General features: G+C 71.3%; 1 protein-coding gene. It reads left to right on the forward strand.

From position 1 onward, the window contains the following. A partial coding sequence (locus R6V09_RS50930) for an Rne/Rng family ribonuclease (RefSeq protein ID WP_317888218.1) occupies window positions 1-2,424 on the forward strand: 2,424 nt, incomplete at both ends.

Here is a 2,424-nt window from a genome sequence, read left to right on the forward strand (position 1 = left end):
GCGCCCGCGCCCAAGAACGGGAACGGCGCCGAGGAGGGCGAGGGCCCGCGTCGGCCCGCGCGGCCCGCCGTGGCCGTGTTCCGGGCACCCGTCTTCACCGAGCCGATGTTCCAGACGCCGGAGCGGGCCGCCGCCGCTGCCGCCGAGGCGGTGGAGGACGACGAGGAAGAGGTCGTCGTCGCCGAGCCCGTGGCCGTGGAAGTTGTCGAGGAAGAGACCGGCGGGCGTCGTCGGCGTCGTCGCCGGGGTGCCGCCTTCGAGGCGGAGCCCGTGGTCGCGGCCGTCGTCGAGACCGTCGTTGTCGAGGAGGAGCCGGAGGAGGCCGACGAGGCCGCCGAGGACTCCGCCGACGGTGACGAGGCCGAGGAGACCGGTTCGCGCCGCCGCCGTCGCCGTGGCGGCCGTCGCCGTCGCCGGGGCGAGTCCGCCACCGGTGAGGACGAGGCCGAGGACGGCGAGGAGTACGCCGCCGAGCAGGCCGCCGAGGATGCCGAGGACACCGCCGAGCAGGTCGAGGAGGACGCCGAGGAGGCGGACGAGGACCAGGGCGGTTCCGGGTCGAGCAGCAGCCGTCGCCGGCGCCGTCGGCGTCGTCGAGCCGGTGACTCGGGCGGCGAGAGCGAGTCGCCCTCGTCGGCCGACGACCCCGAGCGCACCGTCGTCAAGGTCCGCGAGCCGCGCGCCAAGAAGGACGAGCACCCGAGCGACGAGGTGCAGTCCATCAAGGGCTCGACGCGTCTCGAAGCCAAGAAGCAGCGCCGCCGTGAAGGCCGCGAGCAGGGGCGCCGGCGCGTCCCGATCATCACCGAGGCGGAGTTCCTGGCCCGGCGTGAGGCCGTCGAGCGTGTGATGGTCGTCCGGCAGAGCGGTGAGCGCACGCAGATCGGCGTCCTGGAGGACGGCGTGCTCGTCGAGCACTACGTCAACAAGGAGCAGTCGACCTCGTACGTCGGCAACGTCTACCTGGGCAAGGTCCAGAACGTGCTGCCCTCCATGGAGGCCGCGTTCATCGACATCGGCAAGGGACGCAACGCCGTCCTGTACGCCGGTGAGGTCAACTTCGAGGCGCTCGGCATGGCCAACGGGCCGCGCCGCATCGAGTCCGCCCTCAAGTCCGGGCAGTCCGTGCTCGTCCAGGTCACCAAGGACCCGATCGGGCACAAGGGCGCGCGTCTGACCAGCCAGGTCTCCCTCCCGGGGCGCTACCTCGTGTACGTCCCCGAGGGCTCGATGACCGGCATCAGCCGCAAGCTGCCCGACACCGAGCGGGCCCGGCTGAAGACCATCCTCAAGAAGATCGTCCCCGAGGACGCGGGCGTCATCGTGCGTACCGCCGCCGAGGGCGCGAGCGAGGACGAGCTGCGCCGTGACGTCGAGCGGCTGCAGGCGCAGTGGGAGGACATCCAGAAGAAGTCGAAGAGCGGCGGCGGTTCGAACGCCCCGTCCCTGCTGTACGGCGAGCCGGACATGACCGTCCGCGTCGTGCGCGACATCTTCAACGAGGACTTCACCAAGGTCATCGTCAGCGGTGACGAGGCGTGGGACACCATCCACGGCTACGTCGCGCACGTCGCCCCCGACCTCGCCGACCGGCTGTCCCGCTGGACCTCCGAGGTCGACGTCTTCGCGACGTACCGCATCGACGAGCAGCTGATGAAGGCGCTGGACCGCAAGGTCTGGCTGCCGAGCGGCGGTTCGCTGGTCATCGACAAGACCGAAGCGATGATCGTGATCGACGTCAACACCGGCAAGTTCACCGGTCAGGGCGGCAACCTCGAAGAGACCGTGACCAGGAACAACCTGGAGGCGGCCGAGGAGATCGTGCGCCAGCTGCGGCTGCGCGACCTGGGCGGCATCGTCGTCATCGACTTCATCGACATGGTGCTGGAGTCCAACCGGGACCTGGTGCTGCGGCGCCTGCTGGAGTGCCTGGGCCGTGACCGTACGAAGCACCAGGTGGCCGAGGTCACCTCGCTGGGCCTCGTGCAGATGACCCGTAAGCGCGTCGGGCAGGGCCTGTTGGAGTCCTTCTCCGAGACCTGCGTCCACTGCAACGGCCGCGGTGTCATCGTGCACATGGAGCAGCCGACCTCGGTCGGTGGCGGCGGCAAGCGCAAGCGGCGCGGGCGCGGTGCGGACGGGAACGCGCACGACACCCACGACCACGAGACGCACGAGCACGACGAGTCGGCCGACGACGAGATCGAGACCGAGGCCGAGGTGGCCGCCGAGGTCGCCATGCCGGTGCCGTTCGCCGAGACCCCCGCGGCGAAGCCGCTGATGGACACTTTCAGGCCCGACGAGGACCTGTACAGCAGCGCCGCCGAGGCGGAGGCCGCGGCCACCCGTGGTGGGCGTTCGCGGCGCCGGACGAGTCGGCGGGCGTCGGCTCCGGCCGGTGCGCCGAGGGCCGAGGCCCGTGAG

The sequence above is a fragment of the Streptomyces sp. W16 genome, assembly GCF_033194735.1.
GTDB lineage: Bacteria > Actinomycetota > Actinomycetes > Streptomycetales > Streptomycetaceae > Streptomyces.